This is a genomic window from Serratia silvae (assembly GCF_023282985.1).
Taxonomy (GTDB): domain Bacteria; phylum Pseudomonadota; class Gammaproteobacteria; order Enterobacterales; family Enterobacteriaceae; genus Chania; species Chania silvae.
In genome coordinates this window covers 1-908 of record NZ_JAGQDC010000049.1, presented here as the reverse complement: position 1 = coordinate 908, position 908 = coordinate 1, and the positions used below count along the sequence as shown (strand labels likewise).

The 908-nt window shown below is 51.3% G+C and carries 1 protein-coding gene; it reads left to right on the top strand.

What is annotated here, in order from left to right; all coding sequences use genetic code 11:
• A partial coding sequence (gene tuf / locus KAJ71_RS23175) for an elongation factor Tu (protein ID WP_248947790.1) occupies positions 1-903 on the top strand: 903 nt, incomplete at its 5' end.
• Positions 904-908 lie beyond the last annotated feature (5 nt).

Sequence of the window (908 nt, the reverse complement as noted above, 5' to 3'; positions counted from 1 at the left end):
GGTGCTGCTCAGATGGACGGCGCTATCCTGGTTGTAGCTGCGACTGACGGCCCTATGCCTCAGACTCGTGAGCACATCCTGCTGGGTCGTCAGGTTGGCGTTCCTTACATCATCGTATTCATGAACAAATGCGACATGGTTGATGATGAAGAGCTGCTGGAACTGGTAGAAATGGAAGTTCGTGAACTTCTGTCTGCTTATGACTTCCCTGGTGATGACCTGCCGGTTGTTCGTGGTTCAGCGCTGAAAGCACTGGAAGGCGAAGCTGAGTGGGAAGCTAAAATCATCGAGCTGGCCGGTCACCTGGATTCTTACATCCCAGAACCAGAGCGTGCTATCGATCTGCCGTTCCTGCTGCCAATCGAAGACGTATTCTCCATCTCCGGTCGTGGTACCGTAGTTACCGGTCGTGTTGAGCGCGGTATCGTTAAAGTTGGCGAAGAAGTTGAAATCGTTGGTATCAAAGACACCGTTAAGTCTACCTGTACTGGCGTTGAAATGTTCCGCAAACTGCTGGACGAAGGCCGTGCTGGTGAGAACGTTGGTGTTCTGCTGCGTGGTATCAAGCGTGAAGACATCGAACGTGGTCAGGTACTGGCTAAACCAGGTTCCATCAAGCCACACACCAAGTTCGATTCAGAAGTGTATATCCTGAGCAAAGAAGAAGGTGGTCGTCATACTCCATTCTTCAAAGGCTACCGTCCACAGTTCTACTTCCGTACAACTGACGTGACCGGTACCATCGAACTGCCAGAAGGCGTAGAGATGGTAATGCCAGGCGATAACGTGAACATGGTTGTTACCCTGATTCACCCAATTGCTATGGATCAAGGCTTGCGTTTCGCAATCCGTGAAGGCGGCCGTACTGTAGGTGCGGGCGTTGTTGCTAAAGTTATCGCTTAATCGCG